Origin of the sequence: Xenorhabdus griffiniae, from assembly GCF_037265215.1 — a bacterium.
In the GTDB taxonomy this organism is placed as follows: Bacteria; Pseudomonadota; Gammaproteobacteria; order Enterobacterales; family Enterobacteriaceae; genus Xenorhabdus; species Xenorhabdus griffiniae.
Map to the genome: position 1 here is coordinate 3732823 of NZ_CP147737.1, position 22534 is coordinate 3755356.

Genomic DNA, 22534 nt, shown 5'->3' on the forward strand with positions numbered 1-22534 from the left:
GGAGAAATCACGTTTCATATAATGTTGTCAATTGCAACTTGAAGTTTAATCCGTATATACCTTTATCTTTTCAATTGTCACTTTTGGAATTACGTCTGATCTTGCCATCACCAAGTTGTCTAATTATCTTTGTTTCAGGAAATTCGTCTATTTTCCACTAACAATGTAATTTGAAATTTCTTAGGTATACGTTCTCAGGAATAAAGAATTAAGTACGGAATAATGATTCTATATTCAACCCTTGGGTATGCAATATGTCTCTAAGGCGACGCAATCCCTCAACTTGAATCTGACGAACTCTCTCTCTTGTTAAACCAATTTCTCGTCCAACATCTTCCAATGTTTCTGCTTCATATCCAAGCAAACCGAAACGACGGGCCAAAACTTCGCGCTGTTTTGCGTTCAGCTCAAACAACCATTTCACGATACTCTGTTTCATATCATCATCTTGAATAGTTGTTTCTGGCCCTGAATCATTTTCATCAGATAAAATATCCAATAATGCTTTATCTGAATCACCACCCATCGGTGTATCGACAGAAGTAATACGTTCGTTCAGCCGCATCATACGACTGACTTCTTCAACCGGTTTATTCAGTTTTTCCGCAATTTCTTCGATACTCGGTTCATGGTCCAATTTATGTGCGAGTTCTCTTGCGGTACGTAAATAGACATTCAATTCTTTGACTATATGAATAGGCAGGCGAATTGTGCGAGTTTGATTCATAATGGCACGTTCAATGGTTTGACGGATCCACCATGTCGCATAAGTAGAAAAACGAAAACCCCTTTCAGGATCAAATTTTTCCACTGCACGAATAAGCCCAAGGTTACCTTCTTCAATCAGATCCAGCAGTGCTAATCCACGATTGCTATATCGGCGGGATATTTTTACAACCAATCGCAAGTTACTTTCAATCATACGTTGGCGTGCAGCAACATCCCCTCGTAGTGCTCGTCTGGCGAAAAGAACCTCTTCCTCCGCTGTCAGCAAAGGTGAAAAACCAATCTCTCCAAGATAAAGCTGTGTTGCATCAAGAACCCGTTGGTTGACTCCTTGCAACAAATCCAAATCTTCATCAAGATCAGTGACATCATCCTCACCTTTCAGCAACGCTTCATCAAAGTCATCAGCTTCCATGCTATTTTCGTCTAAATTCGCATCATCATACAACTCATTAACTTTAAGCGTACTTTGGCTCATCAGCTGCTCCTACCCATGATAATGCGGGCAGGAATTTCAGATCCCTGCCCCGGTTTATCGCTGCGGAAGATAACGCAGCGGGTTTACGGATTTTCCCTTATAGCGAATTTCAAAATGTAATCTTACTGAACTTGTTCCGGTGCTACCCATAGTGGCAATTTTTTGCCCCGCTTGGACGTCCTGTTGCTCACGAACTAACATTGTGTCATTGTGCGCATAAGCACTTAGGTAGTCATCGTTATGTTTTATTATTATTAGATTTCCATAGCCACGTAATGCATTTCCGGCATAAACCACTTTACCTCGAGCTGTAGCAAATACGGGTTGGCCACGATTCCCCGCAATATCAATGCCCTTATTTCCTCCCTGAGAATCAGAGAAGCCTTCAAGAATTTTTCCTTCTGCCGGCCATCTCCAACTATTAATGGTATCAGCACCATTAATCGCATTATTTCCCCCTGTACCTGTTGCTGTAGATACTTTTGGGGAAGAATTGTCGTCATCTGAAATTGTTGCCTTTGGCAACATTTTTTCTGACTTTGGTTTATCAATAATTGCAGGATACGCATTAATTTTTTGAAAATCAACCTGGCTAATTTTTGATTTCGTACTATTTGATGCTATTAATACACCGTTTTTGGAGGTTGGATTACCTATTCTCAGGACCTGACCAACATTTAAGCTATAAGGTTCTGAAATATTATTTCTGAGAGCCAGATCACGGAAATCACTGCCTGTAATCCAGGCTATATAAAACAAAGTATCGCCATGTTTAACCGTATAAGTGCTTCCGTTGTAGCTTCCTTTGGGAATATTTTCGTAGTTACGGCGATAAATAATTCGCCCTTGAGAGGAACTAGCATTATTCGCTAGCTGACGATTTTTAATAGCATGATTATCTGAAACACGATTTGTATCGATATTCACGATTGGGGCTGGGCGATTTGGTGTATTACTACAACCTATCAATACAACCCCCATAACAGTGCTGGCGATTATCCACTTTATTTTTTTCACTGGTTTTTCTAGATTCATACTTTATTCCCCCATAAAGGCAAATATAAGTGAAAATAATAATGATTTATAAAAATTTAGGATTACAAAAGATTTAAAGCGAAACATTTTGCTTAATTTCAGAAAAAATAACAGCTAATTTGGAAACTCCCCCTTCTAAAATAAATTAGCTGATTATGTTAGTTCGCCTTGAATTAGGGGTACAAAACGGACAGGTTCGATAACGTCGCTATGAAAATCATTCCCATAACGATGTACTACTTTCAGTAACTGATTTCGCTTACCGACAGGCAAAACCATCACGCTTCCATTAGCAAGTTGATGGAGTAATGCCTGTGGAATTTCTGGTGGTGCAGCTGTGACAATAATTGCGTCAAAGGGGCCTTTTGATGGCCAGCCATCCCAACCATCACCGTGGCGGGTTGAGATATTATGTAGGTCGAGTTGCTTCAATCTGCGCTTCGCCTGCCACTGCAATCCTTTAATCCGCTCCACGGAGAAAACATGTTTGGCTAAGTGAGCAAGTATTGCCGTTTGATAACCTGAGCCTGTTCCAATTTCCAATACATTGGAGGCCGGAGTTAAATTCAGCAACTCAGTCATGCGAGCAACAATATAGGGTTGGGATATCGTTTGCCCATGACCAATAGGCAGTGCGGTATTTTCATATGCCTTATGAGCGAGAGCTTCATCAACAAAATATTCTCTAGGTACTTTGCCAATCACTTCCAACAGAGGCTCATTGTGAATTCCTTGCTGGCGCAACTGCGCCAGCAAATTTTTCATTGCTCGGTTTAACATGCCCCAATATCCCCGACTTTTGCCAACCAATCGCTTACCAGCTCCTGGGCTTTATAAGCTGTTAAGTCCACTTGCAAAGGGGTAATAGAGACAAATCCTTCTTCCACCGCAGCAAAATCTGTTTCAGGCCCAAAATCACTTTTTTCTCCCGGAGGGCCTAACCAATAGAGCATATTGCCTTTGGGATCTGTCATCGCATAGACCTGCTCAGCCGCACTACGGCGACCACATCGCGTCACCCTAAAGCCCTTGATCTGTTCAATAGGAATATCAGGGACATTAACATTCAAAATATTGCCCGCTCGCAATGGGTATTTTTGCAGCAAAGCTAATAAACGCACGGTCACTTCTGCCGCTGTTTCGTAATGTTGATCACCGTTGAGTGAGACCGCCAATGCAGGTAAGCCTAAGTGACGCCCTTCCATTGCAGCCGCAACCGTGCCAGAGTAAATCACATCATCACCAAGGTTAGGGCCGCAGTTGATACCAGAAACGACAATGTCAGGACGAGGACGCACCAGATTATTCACGCCCAAATAAACACAATCCGTCGGTGTACCTTCCTGAACAGAAATATCACCATTGTTCAGCGTGTTGATGCGCAAAGGGCGATCTAACGTTAAGGCATTCGACGCACCACTACGGTTACGGTCAGGCGCAACGACCTGAACATGATAGTGTTTCCGCAATGTAGCCGCTAAGGTTTGAATTCCCGGTGCGGTGACACCATCATCGTTACTCAGCAATATCCGCAGCATTGATATATCTCATTGATTTAAATAAAATAAAAAGGTTTATAATGTAAATTACCCTGTGTGTGTTTGATCTTAGCATGACGTTGACCGTTTTGTAGAGTGCTTTGCATTCAGGCCACATCAAGGGAAGAGCCGAGATCCTGATTGATCAGTTCTCTCACAACACTGGTTGCAAAGCTACCAGATGGCAGAGAGAAATGCAGAATGACAGTTTGGTCATTTTGCCATTCCCAACGCAGGTTAAGCGGTTTCACCAATATTGCCCGACGAGCGCTTTCCACACGCTCACGTTTCACTAACGCCCAAAGCGTTTCATAATCCAATAAACATTGTTGTTCGAAATCCAGGGCCTGATATTGTGTTCCTAATGCTTTGTCACCCGGTAAAGGAGCCGTTATCTGTAATTCTCCCCCTATAACTCGCTGCTGCAATACCGACAATTCAGATTCATCAGCGACAAACCAGCTACCACGCCCCGTTAATTGTAGTGCATCGCCATTTTTTACCTTTTGGTGTTCATCTTGAGCAATCCGTTTGCTGGCAACCGCATTAAACATCGCGCTGCGGCAAGCAGAAAGATAAAAACTGCGGCGGTTACGTTCTTTGACTTGAATTTCATTAGCTGCCCAGCGTTGAGCCTGGACTAAATTTTGTCCATCCCGCCCGAAACGCTGTTCACCAAAGTAATTCGGTACACCGGTTTGCGCTATCTGCTGCAAACGTTTTTCCACTGATTGTCGGTCAGAAATGTCTCTTAATACCAGAGTGAAATCATTGCCTTGCAGCGCGCCAATTCGTAACTTGCGTTTCTGGCGGGAAGTTGCCAGCACTTCACAACCTTCAAGTTGAAATGCCGTGAAATCTGGATCTTGTTTCCCTGGTATATGTAAACAGAACCACTGTTCCGTCACTGCGTTACGATCTTTCAATCCCGCATAGCTGACAGAGCGAGCCGGTATTTTGGCAAAACGGGCAAGATGATCCGCGACAAATTGGGTGTTACATCCTGTTTTACGGATATGGACCATTAAGTGTTCGCCTTCGCCATCAGGAGAAAATCCCAAATCTTCGCGAACAATAAAATCTTCTGGTGTGGCTTTCACAATACCGGTGGCTTCCGGCCGGCCATAAAGCCAATGTAATTCACTCAATGTCATATTTATTTCTTTTACCCGCTTATTCTTTTACCAACAAAGCAACCGCTTCGCAGGCAATACCCTCTTTACGACCAACAAATCCCAGTTTTTCTGTTGTTGTCGCTTTAACGTTAATATCATCCATATGGCATTCAAGATCTTCCGCCAGGTTAACCCGCATCTGGGGAATATGCGGTAACATTTTTGGTGCCTGTGCGATAATGGTGATATCCAGGTTGCCTAACCGATAGCCCTTCGCACGGATACGGCGATAGGCTTCTTTCAGTAATTCACGGCTATCCGCGCCCTTGAAGGCAGGATCGGTATCGGGAAATAATTTACCAATATCTCCCAATGCTGCCGCGCCCAATAGAGCATCTGTAGCTGCGTGCAAAGCGACATCCCCATCGGAATGAGCGATTAATCCCTGTTCATAAGGAATGCGGACACCGCCAATGATCAATGGCCCTTCTCCGCCAAATTTATGCACATCAAAACCATGTCCAATTCTCATACGTTCGATTCCTTAGCTTTTTGGGATAGGTAAAATTCAGCCAATGCCAAATCTTCAGGTTGGGTTACTTTTATATTGTCCGCCCGTCCAGTAATCAGCACAGGACGATAACCACAATGCTCAAGTGCCGAAGATTCATCGGTGATACAGGCTTGATCTGCAAGTGCTTTGATCAAGCAATCACGCAATAACTGCAATGGGAATAATTGTGGCGTCAAAGCGTGCCACAATCCGTTACGGTCAACGGTATGTGCAATCAATGTGTGGTTAATTGTGGGTGACTCTGCGACTGGCAACGATACCATGCGTTTCATCGTATCTCTTACCGGTGATGCCAACAATCCACCGCATATGTCAGGAGATCCTGCGTTGTGATCAATCAGTCGCAACAGGCTATCGAGATCATTTCGATGAAGACAAGGGCGGGCTGCATCATGCACTAAAACCCAGCTTGTCCTGTCTGTAGGCAAACTAACCAGATAATCTAACCCGGCCAGAACCGAACCAGCTCGCTCTTCACCACCAATAACTGTCGTAATTCTCGGATCAGAAGCAACAGGCAATTGTGCAAATTGGGTATCAGCTGGATTCAGAGCAATGATAGCGCGTTGTATGCGAGGATGCTCAAACAACGCTGCCAGAGTATGTTCAAGGATCGTTTTTCCGGCAACTTTCAGATACTGTTTGGGGCAATCTGATTTCATCCTGCTACCAATACCCGCAGCAGGGATCAAGGCAATAATTTCAGCAGGGGAATGAAGTTGTGACTTATTCATTTTGATTATTATTTACTGTTTTTGATTTAACGATTATTGCGCATTATGTTTTGAGGTATCAGGCACCATACGATAAAAAGATTCTCCTGGTTTAATCATGCCCAATTCATTACGAGCGCGTTCTTCAATCGCTTCCTGTCCCCCTTTAAGATCCTTAATTTCAGCAAACAACTGGTCGTTACGTGCTTTTAGTTTTAGGTTATCAGCTTCTTGTTTATTAACTTCAGCCTTAACCCGCACATAATCGTGAATGCCGTTTTTGCCGAACCACAACGAATACTGTAACCAACCCAGAAGAACCAATAATAGTAGCGTTAGTTTGCCCATCTCCCCCCCTGAAAACCCGCTAATCATCCCACAACTGAAAGCATGACGCCACTGACTCTCACAAAACCGTTTACAAAACCATCCGCAAAAAAAGCCTCTTGCAAAACAGGATGGTACGATATATACGCATTAAACTTTAAGTTGCAATTTACAACACTCTATGAAACCTGATTTCACCCCGCTTCGCGGGAAGAAATCACACGCATCTTGAAATTAGATTGGTAGAGTAGAAATGCATTGCATTAAATGAGTGTAGAAACACATTATTTAACTAACAATAATAATGTGTTTCATGACAGTTTGTTGGGTTTAGTCGCTAAGTTGGTAGGATATCGTTGCTTTTCAGGGCAAAAAGCAGTTTTTCAATCGAAGATTCTACAGGCTGTGAACCCTCTAAATAGACTTCTGGCTGTTCTGGAGCTTCATAGGTGGCATCAATTCCGGTGAAATTGCGCAATTCTCCCGCTCGTGCTTTTTTATATAGTCCCTTGGGATCACGAGCCTCACAGATTTCCAGTGGCGTATCGACATACACTTCAATAAATCGCCCCTCTCCCATGAGTTCACGTATTTTTTGCCGTTCTGCTCTATGGGGAGAAATAAAAGCTGTCAGGACAACCAATCCCGCATCAACCATCAATTTTGCAACTTCACCGACGCGCCGGATATTTTCCTGCCGATCTATTGCAGAAAAGCCTAAATCACTGCACAGACCATGACGGACATTATCCCCATCCAGTAAGTACGTTTTGATTCCCTGTGCAAATAATGCCTGCTCCAATGCTCCTGCAAGGGTGGATTTTCCTGAACCAGACAGCCCTGTGAACCAAATCACCCGTGCAGGATGCCCATTTGCGCTTTCCCGCTGCGCCCGATCCAAAACATGTGAATGCCAGACGATATTATTCTGAGCCACTTATTTTCCTCCCAATAGATCACGTACTCCCCAGTGCGGGAAGTGGCGACGAACTAATTGGTTAAGTTCCAGCTCAAACTCACTGTATTCTTTAGGCTCTTCATAAACATCTGCCTGGATTTCACGCACCAATCCCGCTCCTACGGTCACATTGGTCAGACGATCAATCAGGATAATGCCACCGGTATCTGCATTTTGCGCATAACAGTCGAGCAACAAAGGTTCATCAAATGAAAATTCCACCCGCCCAATGGCGTTGAGGGGTAACTCAAGTGCAACTTTCTGTGTCAGGTTGTTAATATCCACTTGATATTGGACATTCTCGACTTTGCCACGGCTTTTTTTACCCGCGACTTTGATATCCAAACTTTGCCCTTGAATCAAAGGCTGTTCTGACATCCAGACGACATCAACCAAAGCGTGGCGAGTTGCCCTCATTTGAGCGTCAACAGCAATCAATAAGTCACCACGGCTAATATCTATTTCATCTTTTAATACGAGGGTAATAGCCTCTCCGGGTACGGCAAATGTGAGATCACCATTAAACGTGACGATCCTTTCTACCGTAGAAATCACACCTGACGGCATCACTTTTATTTGCTGGCCTTGCCATAAAATCCCTGATGACAATGTGCCGCTATATCCACGAAAATCAAGATCAGGGCGGTTGACATACTGTACGGGGAAACGCAAGGGCTGTTCTGTCGCTTTTGTTTTTACGTCCACGGACTCCAGGATATCCAGTAGCGTTTTTTCCGTATGCCACGCCATTTTTTCACTGCGGGTGACAATGTTATCCCCTTCCAACGCCGAAATTGGGACGAAATAGAGGGTGAGATCAGTAGGTAATTGTGCTGCAAAATTCAAATAATCTTGCTTGATCTGTTCAAATATCTCTTGCTGATATCCAACCAAATCCATTTTATTGACTGCCACCACCAAGTGACGAATACCTAGCAAGGTGCTGATAAAACTGTGGCGGCGAGTTTGTTCCTGAACACCTTTGCGTGCATCGATCAATAAAATAGAAAGATTACTGGTTGAGGCTCCTGTCGCCATATTGCGGGTATATTGCTCATGTCCTGGTGTGTCCGCAATAATGAATTTACGCTTTTCCGTGGAAAAATAGCGGTATGCTACGTCAATGGTGATGCCTTGTTCCCGTTCAGCCGCCAATCCATCAACTAATAAGGCTAGATCGAGCTTTTCTCCTTGAGTCCCAATTCGCTTGCTATCACTTTGTAAAGTTGCAAGTTGATCCTCATAAATTTGACGGGTGTCATGCAGCAAACGTCCAATTAGGGTACTTTTGCCATCATCCACGCTACCACAAGTTAAAAAACGCAGTAATCCTTTTTCCTGCTGCGTCCGAAGATAGGCTTCAACTCCGCCTTGTTGCTTGATCTGACTAGCAATAGTTTCATTATATGCAAGTGCTGGCATATCTGGACTCCTTAAAAATAACCCTGGCGCTTTTTCAGCTCCATAGAACCTGACTGATCACTGTCAATCAGCCGCCCTTGCCGTTCGCTAGTGGTCGATATCAACATTTCTTCGATGATTTCCGGCAACGTTTCTGCTCCTGATTCCACCGCTCCTGTCAGCGGCCAGCAGCCAAGTGTCCTAAAACGCACTTTCCGCTGGCTAATGACTTCCCCTGCTTTCAGGTCGATTCGATCATCGTCAACCATAATTAATGTCCCCTCACGCTGAACAACCGGACGAGGTTTAGCAAAATAAAGAGGGACTATCTCGATCTGCTCCAAATAGATGTATTGCCAGATATCCAACTCGGTCCAGTTGGATAACGGGAAGACGCGGATACTTTCCCCTTTGTTAATCTGGCCGTTATAGTTGCGCCAAAGTTCAGGGCGCTGGTTTTTAGGGTCCCAACGATGGGAACGGTCACGGAATGAGTAAATTCGTTCTTTGGCTCGCGATTTTTCTTCATCACGCCGCGCCCCGCCAAATGCTGCATCAAAGCCGTATTTATCCAGTGCTTGCTTCAATCCTTCTGTTTTCATGATATCGGTATGTTTGGCACTGCCATGAATAAAAGGATTAATTCCCAACATCTCTCCTTGTGGATTGCGGTAAACCAGCAACTCAAAACCATATTTTTCCGCTGTGCGATCACGGAAGTCGTACATGTCCTGAAATTTCCAGCCTGTATCTACGTGTAATAAAGGGAAAGGCAGTTTTCCCGGATAAAATGCTTTACGTGCAAGATGCAGCATTACAGAGGAATCTTTACCAATCGAATAGAGCATGACGGGGTTGGCAAATTCAGCAGCCACTTCCCGAATAATATGGATACTTTCAGCTTCAAGTTGCTGTAAGTGTGTTAGTCTTTTTTCGTCCATTGGACACTCCTTATACTAAATCAATCACAGCAGGGCGATTTACTTGATCAGCCGCGTTTTCGCTTTCAAACCATCCTATTTGATGGTGGAGTTGAGCCACCTCTCCTATTACCAGTAAGGCAGGTGAGGGAACTTCTTGTGCCAATCGTTCCAATTCGGATAAGGTTCCGGTCAATACTTGCTGTTCTGGACGAGTGCCACAACCAATCACGGCAACGGGGGTATGGCTATCCCGACCGTGTGAGATCAGCTTTTGGCTGATCAAGGCTGCTTTCATGATCCCCATATAAATGGCTAATGTTTGATTGCCCCGCGCGAGTGCAGGCCAATCCAATTCATTGCCATTTTCACGGCAATGTCCGGTAATAAAGGTGACGCTTTGCGCGTGTTCTCTGTGAGTCAATGGGATACCCGCGTAAGCAGAAGCACCTACCGCTGCCGTAATGCCAGGCACAACTTGAAAAGGAATTCCCGCTGCTGCTGCAATCTGTAATTCTTCTCCACCACGGCCGAAAATAAAGGGATCGCCCCCTTTTAAGCGAACCACTTTTTTCCCCTGATTCGCGAATTTGATGATAAGTCGGTTGGTTTCTTCCTGCGCTACGGAGTGATTACCTGCTCTTTTTCCAACACAGATTTTGTCTGCATCACGGCGAACTAACTCCAGAATTTCTGCGCTCACTAAATGGTCATAAAGAATGACGTCAGCCTGCTGGATCACTTGCAAGCCTTTTAAGGTCAATAATCCTGGATCACCTGGCCCTGCACCTACCAGAGCAAGTTCTCCTTGGGAATGAGAGTCATCTTGTGTCAACTGCTGTTCAAGTTGCTCTTCTGCTTGCTGTAATTGCCCATTGGCGATGAGTGTGGCAAAACGCCCATTAAACGCCTTTTCCCAAAAATGGCGCCGTTGACGTACGGAAGTAAAACGTTGTTTCACGCGTTCGCGCCAGCGCCCCGCGATATTTGCCATCGTACCCAGGCTAAATGGGAGCAAAGACTCCAGCTTTTCCCGCAATAATCTTGTTAATACCGGAGATTTTCCAGCCGATGAGATCGCCACAATAATCGGAGAGCGATCAATAATTGAGGGGAAAATGGCCGAACAGAGCGGTTGGTTATCCACAACGTTGGTCAAAATAGCGCGCTTATTGGCTTCGGTAAAAATATGTTGATTGAGGTTGTGATCGTCTGTGGCGGCAATCACTAAAAATACACCATCAAGATATTCTGTTTTAAACGTTCCCTGTAACCACTCAACTTCCCCTTTTTGGTAGCGTTGTTGCAGTTCTGCATGTAGCTCAGGAGCAACAACCGTTAGCACTGCACCAGTACGAAGTAATAAGTCTGCTTTGCGAGAGGCGATTTCTCCGCCCCCAACAAGCAGTACCGATCGGGCTTTAAGCTCAATAAATAAAGGTAAATAATCCACGATACCATCCTGCGTTAGAGCCTGTTCATGTTCTACCCTATGGATGTCAAGTCACAAAGGATATAGCTCTTAATTATTATGATGACCAGAAGATGAATATATGAGGCCGTGATTAGGTTATGAAATGACAAAAAGTAATTATTTGTTCCTGAATCGCATAAGCTAAAAAAGCAGCGGTAGCCCACCAGCGCAGTAACTCTGGTTTTCCAGCCTACCACGACTATTAATTAATAGTTTACTCGAATAAAAATGATCTCAAGCCGATCTTTTTTGCTTTGCTGTACCTATTACACATTTTTTTAATGTGTTAAGTTATACTTCTCTGATTTAAATTCAAGTCTTCTTCATTAAAATAAAAAACTAGGACGGTAATCATTATGTCATACATGATTTATCTTACCTTAAACGGTAAGAAGCAAGGCTTAATATCGGCAGGTTGTTCTACTCTCGATTCCATAGGAAACCGATATCAAAAAGGACACGAAGATCAAATACAAGTGTTAAGCTTAAATCATATGATGAATCGAGAACAAAATGTAAGTCATCATCCAATACAATTTGTCAAACCAATAGATAAGTCCTCTCCATTATTAGCAATGGCTATAGATTCTAATGAATCACTGAATGCCGCTTTTATTTTTTATCGGACAAATCCTACTGGACAATCAGAACTTTTTTATGAAGTAAAACTCACAGAAGCAACCGTTGTGGATATTTCTTGCACTTATCCAAATTCAATTAACAACAATGATATGATGCCATATGAAAAAATTTTACTTAACTATAAGTCTATATCATGGAGTCACGTAACAGCAGGTACATCTGCCTATAGTATATGGGATGACCGAGTTTACTAACACCAAGTTAAGCTAAGCATATATATGCTTAGCTTTTATTTTTTTCACTTATGTACGCAAAAATAAAAAACAAAGCCAAAATTATAATTATGCCAAATAAAGACAACCAACCCCATATATCAGGGAAAAAGTATAAACATACAGATACCCAGATAAAAATAACCACCACAGGAATATTTGTCCATAATAAGTCTTTAAAGAAAGACAAAATAAGTGCTTTAAACCATCCCTTACTAAATATTTTATTATTCATATATACACTCAAAAGTCTATTATATCTGAAATTACACGAGCAACAGAGTTTTCATCAGGTTTGTCTATTCCTTTTTTACCTATTAAATGAGTACCCTTAGATAATACAGGTTCAACTATAAAATACATCATTTCCAAATTCTTACTATATAATGCCCAGTAAAGAGATGGACATTCTCTTTTAAGCTTATCTGCTGATACTGCCGCCTTTTCAAAATATCCATATGATTGAAAAGCACTTAAAGCCATATTTATAAATTTTCTAGCTATGTTTTTTACAAGAATGTTTGTTATTAACGTTCTATATATAAACTCCGCTACTACAATAGATATTGATAATTTTGTTGATTTAGACGCCGCTACTTTAGCCGAAAATTTCAACACTCCAAGGTATATTCTTTCTCTTGCATCTTCACTATAGTCTTTGAATAATTCGTCAACATATGCTACTGCCATCCTCATTATAAAGTCTTTTTCATTCTTAGCAGTCCATAGGTTTATGATCATCCTCTTATCATCTGCATTTATTTTCTCATTTACATCTTCATATCCATCCCAAAAATATGATGTTCTCCAAAGTGCACGTTTAGCCCCCAATCCTATATTTTCCACTGTATCTATCGCCATTACTCCAACTTCTTCAACAGCACGTTCTAACCTTAAAGCGGCTTCACGTTGAGCTTCTTCTATTCTCAAAGCTAAATTTTGTTGAGCTTCTAATGACATCTTAAAATGACGGCTAATATCAAATCCCATGTATTACTCCACAAAAAATAATTCAATCAGTGTTTAACTGCTTTTCTATCCAGTTTTAATGATAAGATTCTACCATCCGAAATTTTCATATTAGCAGCATCAGTCTGAGTTGATGACAATAATTGAAAGCAAAACGTCATCATTATAGTTTATCCTCTGCAATCACAGGACTATTAGCTAACACATGATTTATTTGTTGTAGTAATTCTTCCCTCTTATCCATACGACATATCCTATTCTTAACGAAGAGTTAGAATATAACATTTCTATATAAAAAAATAGCCACATCAATCACATAATAATAATGTATTAAAAAAGCACAAAGTTACCCCCAATTCATCCATAAAGAATAATTGTAATTTTGAAGATTTTTAATTTTTCCTACCGGAAATAATAGAGGATTTAATAGTGCATTCAAGGCAGCTCGGTTTTTTTAACCATTCCAACCTAAAAAACCGAGCCTAAATTTACGCGGTTCTGAACAAACCCTTCTCAAATAAAGCTGGGGATTAATTCAACTTTCGTGCAAACCACACTCACGTTTCAAGCCAAAAAAACGCGTTTGTTCTTCACTCATACCGGGTTCCCATTTTTGGGTGGTATGCGTATCCCCGACAGAAAGGTAGCCCTGTTCCCATAATGGATGGTATTCAAGGCTATGCTTGGTCAAGTATTGGTGAACCTGCCTATTATCCCAATCAATTATAGGCAAGATTTTAAAAACTCCCCGTTGAACTGCCAGCACAGGTAAGTTAGTTCGGCTTTCTGATTGCTGGCGACGCAACCCCGCAAACCAGCTTTGTGCTTGCAGAGCTGCTAATGCACGATTCATCGGCGCAACTTTATTGATTTGGTTATAACGTTCTATCCCTTCTATTCCCTGTTCCCATAATTTGCCATAACGTGCTTCTTGCCAGGCGGGAGAATGTTCTGCACGAAAAATCTTCAAGTTCAAGTTGAGTTTTTCAGTCAGTTTATCAATAAATTGATAAGTTTCAGGAAATAAGTATCCCGTATCGGTAAGAATCACGGGAATATCAGGATACTCCCGTGTCACAAGATGCAAACAGACAGCCGCCTGAATACCAAAGCTAGAGGAAAGCACAAATTCGCCAGATAGATGCTCCAATGCCCATCTCACACGTTCACGAGCATCCAGTATCTCCAGTTGTTGATTGATGTCTGCCAATGACGTGATTTGCTGCTCTGGAGCCAGTGCCACCAGCTCCGATAAGTTCAATCGGCTCATACTGCCTCCTGCCAATCATAAAAATCGACGGCTGAATTCAATACGGGTTTGATGATATCAGCGCGGATCAGAAAATCACCAAAACATTCACCGGCATGACGCTCTGATGCCCAACGACCAATTAATTTATCCAGTATCTCAAGGATCTCTGCTGATGTAATATTTTCCTTGTACATGCGGGGAATGCGATCACCGATGCGATTTCCACCAAGATGCAGGTTGTAACGATCAAGTGCTTTACCCACCAGCCCAATTTCTGCCAGCATCGCCCTGCCACATCCATTCGGACAGCCTGTAACACGCAGTATGATCTCTTCATCACCCACACCATGTTTTTCCATTAACGCATCAACATAATCGACAAAAGTCGGCAGGAAACGTTCTGCTTCAGCCATCGCTAATGGGCAAGTAGGAAATGAAACACAGGCCATAGCGTGGTGACGCAAAGTAGTCACGCTATCGTCAATTAAGCCATGAGCACGGGCAATGTCTTCAATCCGCGTTTTTTCACTCTCCGGCACTCCTGCCACAATCAGGTTTTGGTTGGCAGTCAGACGAAAATCGCCTTTATGGATTTTCGCAATTTCTGCAATCCCTGTTTTTAATGGCTTGTTGGGATAATCCAACAAACGGCCATTTTCAATAAATAAGGTCAGGTGCCATTGATCATCAATGCCTTTTAACCAACCAATTTGATCGCCCCGACCAGTGAATTTATATGGCCGAATAGCTTCAAATTTCACACCAGCACGTTTTTCAACCTCTTGTTTGAAGGTTTCAATACCCACACGTTCAAGGGTATATTTGGTTTTCGCATTTTTACGGTCAGTCCGGTTACCCCAATCACGTTGGGTGGTCACTATCGCCTCTGCAATGGCCAAGGTGTGTTCCTGTGCAATAAAACCAAATTCACTCGCCAGTCGTGGGAAGGTTTTTTTGTCGCCGTGGGTCATGGCTAATCCCCCACCCACCAATACGTTAAAGCCAATTAATTGATCATTTTCCGCAATGGCGACAAAGTTCATATCGTTGGCATGTAGATCCACATCATTTTGTGGCGGGATCACCACCGATGTTTTGAATTTACGGGGCAAATAAGTAGTGCCAAGAATCGGCTCTTCATCGGTCGTTGCAATTTTTTCTTTATCCAACCAGATTTCAGCATACGCATTGGTACGAGGCAGCAGATGTTCCGATATCTTTTTCGCCCACTCATAAGCCTGTTGGTGTAAAGCAGATTGCACCGGATTGGACGTACACAGCACGTTACGATTGACGTCGTTAGCGGTAGCCAGTGAATCCAAGCCCATATGTGCTAATAATTGATGTGCTGGCTTGAGATTGTTTTTTAATATCCCATGAAACTGAAATGTCTGGCGGTTGGTCAATCTAATACTGCCATACAGCGTATTTTCTGTCGCAAACCGATCAATACCCAGCCACTGTTTTGGGGTAATAATCCCCCCCGGTAAGCGACAACGCAGCATCATGGCATGGCGTGGTTCGAGTTTTTGTTCTATACGCTCGGCCCGAATATCACGGTCATCTTGCTGATACATGCCATGAAAGCGGATAAGGAGAAAATTATCCCCCTCAAATCCGCCTGTCAGCCCATTTTTTAAATCTTCGCTGATCGTTCCTCGCAAATAATTACTGTCCAACTTCATGCGTTCACTGTCTGCAAGTTTGCCTTCAACGATTAAGATATCTGTTTTTTCTTTGCTCACATTGCTCATATTAGTAAACATCTCTCTGATAACGGCGCTCAAGGCGCAATTCACTCAAGAATTCATCAGCCTGTTCAGCATCCATACCACCATGTTGTGAAATGATGTCCAATAGGGCCTGTTCTACGTCTTTTGCCATGCGATTCGCATCGCCACAAACATACAGATGAGCGCCATCCTGGATCCAGCGCCAAACTTCTCCTCCCTGTTCACGCAGTTTGTCTTGTACATATACTTTATGTTGCTGATCCCTTGACCATGCCAGATCAATGCGGGTCAATAAGCCCTCTTTCATATAACGCTGGAATTCAACCTGATAAAGAAAATCTTCAACAAAATGGGGATTACCGAAAAACAGCCAGTTTTTACCTTCAGCTCCCTGACTGTCACGGTGCTGCAAAAATGCCCTAAACGGAGCAACCCCCGTTCCCGGCCCAATCATGATGATTGGTGTATTAGGATCGGCCGGTAAACGGAAATTGTCGTTCTGTTCGATAAACACGCGGATGCTGTCATCTTCTTGCAAGCGATCCGCCAGATAACCTGACGCGCCACCTGTACGGGCACGCCCTTCAATGTCATAACGAACAACGCCAACAGTAATATGAACTTCGTTTTCCACCTCAGATTGTGAAGAGGAGATGGAATAGAGACGTGGTGTCAGTGGGCGCAATAAATCAATAAATTGTTGGGCTTCTGGCTGTGAAGCCGCAGCCCTGACCATATCAACAATAGGTGTTGTCTGAGCGTATTGCTGCAAGGCTTGTTTGTTAGCGACTAGCGATAACAGTTTTTCATCTTTCGCCAACGCTGCATATTTCCCAACAATTACACCAGTATTTTGTGTCAACTCTACGTGACTAATCAAAGCATTACGCAATGGAAGTGATTTTCCATGCACATTGACCTGCTCTGAACCGTCTAACCAAAGCAGAGCTATTAATTCATCCACTAAAGCCGGATCGTTTTCAAACCAAACCCCCAAGGCATCTCCTGGTTGATAACGCAGCCCTGAGTCCCCTAAATCAATTTCAACATGGCGAACATCTTTGTCAGAACCACGTCCCGTTATTTTCTGGCTCGTCAACAGGGAAGCCGTCAAGGGGCTTTCTTTGGTATACGTTTGGGCTTCCTTGACATGCGCTGAAATAGTAGATGAAGTGACAGCATTTACCTGTACTGACAAACGCTGCTTCAAAATATCTGTAATTTGCTGACGCCATTGAGCCGCTTGTTCTTGGTATTCCACATCAGCATCAACACGATCCAATAGGCGCTGAGCACCAAGCTCATACAGACGACTGTCAAAATCTTTCCCTGCCTGACAGAAGTTTTCATACGACGTATCCCCAAGGCCAAATACGGCGTATACCGTCTCTTTCATTGATGGCGCTTTTTTGGCATAGAGATACTTATGGAGTGCTACAGCTTCTTCTGCGGGTTCACCTTCACCTTGTGTTGAAGCAATAATAATCAATATCCGTTCCTGGGAAATTTGTTTAAATTTATAGTCACCCGCATTAATTAAGTTTACATTGATATTTTCAGCTAATAGTGAATCTCTTAACTGTTCAGCCAGGCGACGGGCATTGCCTGTTTGCGATGCGGAAAGCAAAGTTACGGTTTCCTGTGCGGAAACGGCAGGTGCCTCTGCCCCCATTTGTGGCTGATGATTCACCATTCCCCAAAAGTAACCAGACAACCAGGCTAATTGGTGGGGAGAAAAATCGCTAATTGCAGACTGCAAGCGTGATAATTGTTCTGGAGAAACAGGTAGTAATGCGATTGAAGGTGGTTTTGCGGTCATTGTCCCAGTGCCTTTTGCTATAGCCAGTATCCATGTTGTACAAGATGCAGGAATCAATCCAGTCATGAACATGAATTGATTAAGGTTATCCCAGAATAGGAGCTGTATTTAAAGAAAGGATCGCAATATCTCATAACCAAAACACCTAACTTTATTTACAGATTTAATATATCAATAAAGTCGTTAAGCGTTGTGCTTTTTACTTCCAGAAAAATCACGTTAAGCTCGCAAAGTTCAGGTAGAATAGCCGACCTTTTAAAATCAGGGGAAAGCACAATGAGTACAACTATCTTTAAAGATTTTCAATTCGAGGCAGCACATCGCCTTCCACACGTACCGGAAGGACACAAATGTGGGCGTTTGCATGGGCATTCATTCATGGTACGTCTGGAAATCACCGGAGAAGTTAATCCGCTTAGTGGCTGGCTCATGGATTTTGCCGATGTCAAAGCCGCCTTTAAACCTGTCTGGGAACAGCTCGATCACCATTATCTCAATGAGATTCCTGGGCTTGAAAATCCAACCAGCGAAGTGTTGGCCAAGTGGATCTGGGAGAAGTTAAAACCGACGTTGCCTCAACTCAGTGCTGTTATGGTTAAAGAGACTTGTAGCGCAGGTTGTATCTATCGGGGAGAATAAGGATTCAGCACCAGAGCCTGGTGCTGAATGAGATTTAGGCGATATTTAAGTATTTATGGGTTTGCATCGAAAAACGCCAATTACGGGCAATACACGTTTCGATGCACAGGCGAGTAGCATCTTCTTTCTGGCTGATCGGCTGTAAGGCAATAACCGGAGTAGGATTTCCATCAAGCATAGTCAATAATTCATCTAATGCTTCAATATCGCGCTGCCGCCCAACAGGGTGCTTAATTTCATTAGCGCGTTTAATCGCCTCAGGCAAAACCCGATAGCCTCCGCGCATTTTCACTTTCGGAGAAACTGTCACCCACGTTTTGTCAGAACACTTAATAGCATGTGTACCACTCGTCTCTATCTGACATTGATAGCCTTCACTTTCCAGTGTTTCAGTCAAAGGATACAAGTCATATAAGCACGGTTCTCCGCCTGTAATAACAATATGCTTCGCACTATAACCTTGACGAGTGAATATGCTCAGTAATTGTTTTGCACTGGCAACGCCCCACAAATCGCTGTCTTGCGATTTTAGTAAGATATTTTCCATTGGCTGCTGCTTATCAGCCTCTTTTTCCCATGTATGTTTGGTATCGCACCAACTGCACCCTACTGGACATCCCTGTAATCGAATGAAAACCGAAGGTACACCGGTAAACACGCCTTCTCCCTGTAAAGTTTGGAAGATTTCATTTATTGGGTAAATCATAAAAAAACTCTGGTTTTAATAAACTGCCCGTTATTATTACAGATATCTATCCCGCGAACATCCATCTTTATGGTATTGTACCAGGTTGCTTTTGCTGGCATCTCACGCCAGACAGAGCATCGTATGCCTAAATACTCTCAGGCTGAAAGGATAGATGGGAATAACGAATGCAAAATAATGAAAATCAGCTTAAACAGGGTCTAAGCGTGCGGCATATCCGCTTTATGGCTTTAGGCTCTGCAATAGGCACAGGGCTGTTTTATGGCTCAGCAGCAGCAATACAGCAAGCAGGTCCCGCTGTATTGCTGGCCTATTTACTCGGCGGAGCTGCCGTATTTATCGTGATGAGAGCACTCGGCGAAATGGCCGTTCACCATCCTGTTTCTGGTTCTTTTTCGCAATATGCTAGCCATTATCTGGGACCTTTGGCCGGTTTCTTAACTGGTTGGATCTATATTCTTGAAATGCTGTTTGTTTGCCTGGCTGATGTTACTGCATTCGGCACGTATATGAAGCTCTGGTTCCCACATGTTGATCAGTGGATTTGGGTTTTAGGGATTGTCTGTTTTATTGGCGCCTTGAATCTGTGTCACGTAAAAATCTTTGGTGAAATGGAGTTTTGGCTTTCAATCATTAAAGTCACTGCCATTATTGCCATGATTATTGGCGGCCTTGCCATTATGTTTTACGGTTTCGGACAAGCAACTGAACATGCAACCGGTTTGTCCAATTTATGGGAACATGGCGGTTTTATGCCAAATGGTATCAGTGGCGTGATAGCTTCATTCGCCATTGTTATGTTCGCCTTTGGTGGCATCGAAGTCATTGGTATCACCGCTAGTGAAGCGAAAAATCCAGAAAAAACGATCCCTCAGGCAATTAATGCGGTTCCGTTTCGTATCTTGATCTTCTATGTTTTGACTCTGTGTATCCTGATGAGCATCTATCCATGGAATCAAATTGGTCAGGATGGCAGCCCATTTGTACAGATTTTTTCTAATTTGGGAATTAATTCAGCGGCAAATATTCTGAATGTGGTCGTGATTACCGCGGCGATTTCCGCTATCAATAGTGATATTTTTGGTGCTGGCAGGATGATGTATGGCATGGCGCAAGAAGGACAAGCACCCGAATCATTCAAAAAATTAACTCGTAATGGTGTGCCATGGATGACGGTTCTTGTCATGACTGCAGTTCTGTTACTTGGCGTAGTGCTAAATTATCTGATCCCTGAAGAAATCTTCATTCTTATCGCTTCTGTTGCCACATTTGCAACCGTTTGGGTATGGTTGATGATTTTAATCTCGCAGATTGCTATGCGTCGCCAAATGAGCGCAGAAGAAGTCAAGACACTGAAATTTCCAATCCCAATGTGGCCCATAGCCCCAATAATCACACTTGTTTTCATGGTCAGTGTCATCGTATTACTGGGCTATTTTGAGCAAACAAGAGACGCATTATATGTTGGTCTGGGCTGGGTGTTTATTTTGACTCTGGCTTATTTCTTCGGTGTGAAGAAGAAACTATCAGCAAATCGTTCTTCTAATCAGTAAACTGTTCAAGTATGTTTCAAAAAGCGTCGGTAAGCATCGACGCTTTTTTATCTTTTCTCTGCAAGATCAATAAGTCGTTTTAGCCAATCAATTATCATCACAAAGAAAATTTCACCATCAACGGGTTATGATCAGACGCACCCGTCATGACAACTGCTGCACGGGAAACTTTTAATTCACGATAAAAAACAAAATCCAGCGGCTTGCCAAAAACAATCGTTCTATGATCATCATTAAAATATACTTCTTTCAAATGCATACGATGTGTAAAACGTTCCAATATTTTTAATCTCTGCCGACTCCATGCATTAAAATCCCCAGCAAAAATAACAGGCCCATTATGTAAGCTGATATGAATGCCAATGTTATTGAGTTGTCGACTATAAACATCAACACCAAGGCTAAAGTTAATGGCATGCACGTTTATCACCATTAACTGACGTTTATCTGGCAATGGATAAATTGTAATTAATGACGATTTAGATAGTCTAAATATCGGTTCTTTTTCACGTAGCGGGCAGCAATAAACTGGTGAAGACGATGCTAATGTCATCACACCCGATGGATGTTGAGGGAGAGCAAATGCAGGAACCTGATCCGCGACCAAGCCACTGTCTGTAATAAATCTCAATAAAGCTGGGGTCGTTTGTGCTTCTTGTAGCAAGACAAGGTCACTCTTCTCAATCAAAGAAGACAAAACCTGTTGCCATGATGGGCGCTGTTGTTTATAGATATTCCAGATAGCAACAGAAAGCTCACGATTATGCTCAAGGAGAGGTTCTCCACGTGGTAGCGACTCATCCTCAAGTAATTGCTTAGAAGTAGGGAAAACACGCTCTACAGGCTGTCCGGCAACATATCTCATGGCAAAATTTTTCTGCGCATAATCTTTTCTCGCCCAACTTTTTCTTAAATAACTATTCCTGATCAAGTTTCCCCCAGTTTACCTCAACACCTTTATCTCCACTAATATGACATCTTGAGAATTGATTTCAATCTCTAGCGCTTAAAAAATCAGCATGATTGTGTAACTATATAATAACAACACAACATATTGGTAAAACATTTACTCACTATAATTAGTCGATTGATTTGTTTAATATTAAAAAAATAAATATTAATATATTTGATAAGTATCAAAAAATAGCATATTTAGGAAATAAATTTCTCTCAGGCAAAGTCATATAAGGATAAGATCAATTAATTTATAAAAGCTGTAATTATTCCACTATACATTGAAAGATCATCGCCCTATACCAATCCAACTTCAAGTTGCAGCTTACAAATCAATGTGATTGTTTATATCTCCCCGCTACGTGGGAGATATAAGACGCATCTTGAAGTTAGATTGGTATAGATGAAAAATACGAATTTAAGATCATTGATAAGGATATAAGCAATAAGCTATAGATTAGACAATAGAAAAAGCCCTGAAAGATATCTTTCAGGGCTTTTTCTAAATACGGTGGCGGTGCGGACGGGACTCGAACCCGCGACCCCCGGCGTGACAGGCCGGTATTCTAACCAACTGAACTACCGCACCACCGAATTTCTTTTTTCTTGCTGCCTTTTGTGCCGGCAACACTTATAAATTGATGTCTGGCAGTGCCCTACTCTCACATGGGGAGACCCCACACTACCATCGGCGCTACGGCGTTTCACTGCTGAGTTCGGCATGGGGTCAGGTGGGACCACCGCGCTATTGCCGCCAGACAAATCCTGTTTTCAATCCCGAACAAGCTGCTTTTCT

Annotated in this window: 22 protein-coding genes, 1 tRNA gene and 1 rRNA gene; 3 read left to right on the top strand and 21 right to left on the bottom strand. The window is 42.7% G+C overall.

Annotation, left to right across the window (positions count from 1 at the left end; all coding sequences use genetic code 11):
- Window positions 1-208 precede the first annotated feature (208 nt).
- The 12 genes from rpoS to cysG all read right to left on the bottom strand — a co-directional run bounded on the left by rpoS (window position 209) and on the right by cysG (window position 11238).
- Entirely contained in the window at window positions 209-1204 is a 996-nt protein-coding gene (gene rpoS / locus WDV75_RS16675) for an RNA polymerase sigma factor RpoS (RefSeq protein WP_273560184.1), read from the bottom strand.
- 54 nt (window positions 1205-1258) lie between these two features.
- Window positions 1259-2239, bottom strand: coding sequence for a murein hydrolase activator NlpD (gene nlpD / locus WDV75_RS16680; protein WP_273560182.1), 981 nt, complete (start codon window positions 2237-2239; stop codon window positions 1259-1261).
- 153 nt (window positions 2240-2392) lie between these two features.
- Complete coding sequence (locus WDV75_RS16685) at window positions 2393-3019, bottom strand: protein-L-isoaspartate(D-aspartate) O-methyltransferase (protein WP_189759511.1); 627 nt, start codon at window positions 3017-3019, stop codon at window positions 2393-2395.
- Window positions 3013-3777: a 5'/3'-nucleotidase SurE gene (surE, locus tag WDV75_RS16690; protein ID WP_273560180.1), complete on the bottom strand. Its 765-nt coding sequence runs from the start codon at window positions 3775-3777 to the stop codon at window positions 3013-3015. The genes WDV75_RS16685 and surE overlap by 7 nt, the downstream gene beginning before the upstream one ends.
- 107 nt (window positions 3778-3884) lie before the next feature.
- On the bottom strand, window positions 3885-4931 hold the full coding sequence (truD, locus tag WDV75_RS16695; RefSeq protein WP_273560178.1) for a tRNA pseudouridine(13) synthase TruD: 1047 nt from the start codon (window positions 4929-4931) through the stop codon (window positions 3885-3887).
- Between the two features lie 19 nt (window positions 4932-4950).
- Window positions 4951-5424, bottom strand: a complete 474-nt coding sequence (ispF, locus tag WDV75_RS16700; protein WP_189759508.1) for a 2-C-methyl-D-erythritol 2,4-cyclodiphosphate synthase — start codon at window positions 5422-5424, stop codon at window positions 4951-4953.
- A complete protein-coding gene (gene ispD / locus WDV75_RS16705; RefSeq protein WP_273560175.1) occupies window positions 5421-6200 on the bottom strand; it encodes a 2-C-methyl-D-erythritol 4-phosphate cytidylyltransferase in 780 nt (259 codons plus the stop codon). Before ispD ends, ispF begins: the two co-directional genes overlap by 4 nt.
- 33 nt (window positions 6201-6233) lie before the next feature.
- Complete coding sequence (ftsB, locus tag WDV75_RS16710) at window positions 6234-6527, bottom strand: cell division protein FtsB (protein WP_189759506.1); 294 nt, start codon at window positions 6525-6527, stop codon at window positions 6234-6236.
- Between the two features lie 316 nt (window positions 6528-6843).
- Window positions 6844-7443 carry an adenylyl-sulfate kinase gene (cysC, locus tag WDV75_RS16715; RefSeq protein WP_273560172.1) on the bottom strand — a complete coding sequence of 200 codons (600 nt, stop codon included), beginning with the start codon at window positions 7441-7443 and terminating at the stop codon, window positions 6844-6846.
- Entirely contained in the window at window positions 7444-8886 is a 1443-nt protein-coding gene (gene cysN, locus WDV75_RS16720) for a sulfate adenylyltransferase subunit CysN (RefSeq protein WP_273560170.1), read from the bottom strand.
- Between the two features lie 11 nt (window positions 8887-8897).
- Entirely contained in the window at window positions 8898-9806 is a 909-nt protein-coding gene (cysD, locus tag WDV75_RS16725; RefSeq protein WP_273560168.1) for a sulfate adenylyltransferase subunit CysD, read from the bottom strand.
- A gap of 10 nt (window positions 9807-9816) precedes the next feature.
- Complete coding sequence (cysG, locus tag WDV75_RS16730; RefSeq protein WP_273560166.1) at window positions 9817-11238, bottom strand: siroheme synthase CysG; 1422 nt, start codon at window positions 11236-11238, stop codon at window positions 9817-9819.
- Window positions 11239-11615: 377 nt separating this feature from the next.
- Here cysG and WDV75_RS16735 point away from each other — a divergent pair, with 377 nt between their 5' ends.
- Complete coding sequence (locus tag WDV75_RS16735) at window positions 11616-12095, top strand: Hcp family type VI secretion system effector (protein WP_273560164.1); 480 nt, start codon at window positions 11616-11618, stop codon at window positions 12093-12095.
- Between the two features lie 28 nt (window positions 12096-12123).
- On the opposite strand, the gene WDV75_RS16740 is transcribed toward WDV75_RS16735, so the two are convergent.
- From WDV75_RS16740 to cysJ, 5 genes are all read right to left on the bottom strand, one after another.
- Entirely contained in the window at window positions 12124-12348 is a 225-nt protein-coding gene (locus WDV75_RS16740; RefSeq protein WP_338860180.1) for a hypothetical protein, read from the bottom strand.
- Window positions 12349-12356: 8 nt separating this feature from the next.
- Window positions 12357-13103 carry a hypothetical protein gene (locus tag WDV75_RS16745; RefSeq protein ID WP_273560162.1) on the bottom strand — a complete coding sequence of 249 codons (747 nt, stop codon included), beginning with the start codon at window positions 13101-13103 and terminating at the stop codon, window positions 12357-12359.
- Window positions 13104-13617: 514 nt separating this feature from the next.
- Window positions 13618-14352 (bottom strand): phosphoadenylyl-sulfate reductase, encoded by a 735-nt coding sequence (locus WDV75_RS16750; protein WP_273560160.1) that lies wholly within the window; start codon window positions 14350-14352, stop codon window positions 13618-13620.
- The gene (gene cysI / locus WDV75_RS16755) at window positions 14349-16088 is read right to left on the bottom strand and encodes an assimilatory sulfite reductase (NADPH) hemoprotein subunit (RefSeq protein ID WP_273560158.1); all 1740 of its coding nucleotides are present in this window, start codon (window positions 16086-16088) and stop codon (window positions 14349-14351) included. The genes WDV75_RS16750 and cysI overlap by 4 nt, the downstream gene beginning before the upstream one ends.
- A gap of 1 nt (window position 16089) precedes the next feature.
- Window positions 16090-17886 (bottom strand): NADPH-dependent assimilatory sulfite reductase flavoprotein subunit, encoded by a 1797-nt coding sequence (gene cysJ, locus WDV75_RS16760; protein WP_273560156.1) that lies wholly within the window; start codon window positions 17884-17886, stop codon window positions 16090-16092.
- A gap of 276 nt (window positions 17887-18162) precedes the next feature.
- On the opposite strand from cysJ, the gene queD reads away from it, so the two are divergent.
- Window positions 18163-18525 (top strand): 6-carboxytetrahydropterin synthase QueD, encoded by a 363-nt coding sequence (gene queD, locus WDV75_RS16765; protein WP_189759495.1) that lies wholly within the window; start codon window positions 18163-18165, stop codon window positions 18523-18525.
- 34 nt (window positions 18526-18559) lie between these two features.
- On the opposite strand, the gene queE is transcribed toward queD, so the two are convergent.
- Window positions 18560-19231 (bottom strand): 7-carboxy-7-deazaguanine synthase QueE, encoded by a 672-nt coding sequence (gene queE / locus WDV75_RS16770; protein WP_273560155.1) that lies wholly within the window; start codon window positions 19229-19231, stop codon window positions 18560-18562.
- 167 nt (window positions 19232-19398) lie between these two features.
- On the opposite strand from queE, the gene WDV75_RS16775 reads away from it, so the two are divergent.
- On the top strand, window positions 19399-20784 hold the full coding sequence (locus WDV75_RS16775; protein WP_189759493.1) for an amino acid permease: 1386 nt from the start codon (window positions 19399-19401) through the stop codon (window positions 20782-20784).
- A gap of 97 nt (window positions 20785-20881) precedes the next feature.
- On the opposite strand, the gene WDV75_RS16780 is transcribed toward WDV75_RS16775, so the two are convergent.
- From WDV75_RS16780 to rrf, 3 genes are all read right to left on the bottom strand, one after another.
- Complete coding sequence (locus WDV75_RS16780) at window positions 20882-21649, bottom strand: endonuclease/exonuclease/phosphatase family protein (RefSeq protein WP_338860183.1); 768 nt, start codon at window positions 21647-21649, stop codon at window positions 20882-20884.
- 601 nt (window positions 21650-22250) lie between these two features.
- A tRNA-Asp gene (locus tag WDV75_RS16785) sits at window positions 22251-22327 on the bottom strand.
- Between the two features lie 54 nt (window positions 22328-22381).
- Window positions 22382-22497 (bottom strand): 5S ribosomal RNA (gene rrf / locus WDV75_RS16790).
- Window positions 22498-22534: the final 37 nt, after the last annotated feature.